This is a genomic window from Vibrio sp. 1978 (assembly GCF_033344345.1).
In genome coordinates, this window is sequence record NZ_JAWPOP010000982.1 from 1 (window position 1) to 524 (window position 524).

The 524-nt window shown below is 47.5% G+C and carries 1 protein-coding gene; it reads left to right on the forward strand.

Going from position 1 to position 524, the window contains the following annotated elements:
- The coding region (locus R8N49_RS30225; protein ID WP_318190831.1) for an acetyltransferase at nucleotides 1-524 on the forward strand (524 nt) is incomplete at both ends.

A 524-nucleotide genomic window follows, 5' to 3' on the forward strand; every position in this document is an offset into this window, starting at 1 on the left:
TTCCTCAAACAACAACTGCTGTATGTGCCGTTTATTGGTATGGCATGTTGGGCTTTAGACATGCCTTTCATGCGTCGTTACTCTCGTGAGTATTTAATTCGTAACCCTCACAAACGTGGCCAAGATTTGGCAACCACACGTCGTTCGTGTGCCAAGTTCAAGCATACTCCAACCACGGTTGTGAACTACGTGGAAGGTACACGCTTTACTCAAGAGAAGCAGCGTAAAAGCAAAGCGGGCTACCAACATCTGTTGCAACCCAAATCAGGCGGTATTGCTTACACATTGGCGGCAATGGGCGAGCAATTTGAGAACATCATCGATGTGACCCTCGCGTATCCAGAGAATACGGACAAACCTTTTAAAGACATGCTGATGGGGCGCATGACTAAGATCGTGGTCCATGTGAAAGTGTTGCCAGTTGATGAGCAGGTGTTAGGGGATTACTTCAACGACAAGCCGTACAAGCGCCAATTCCAGCAATGGTTAGGGGATGTGTGGCAAGAGAAAGACCAACTACTACA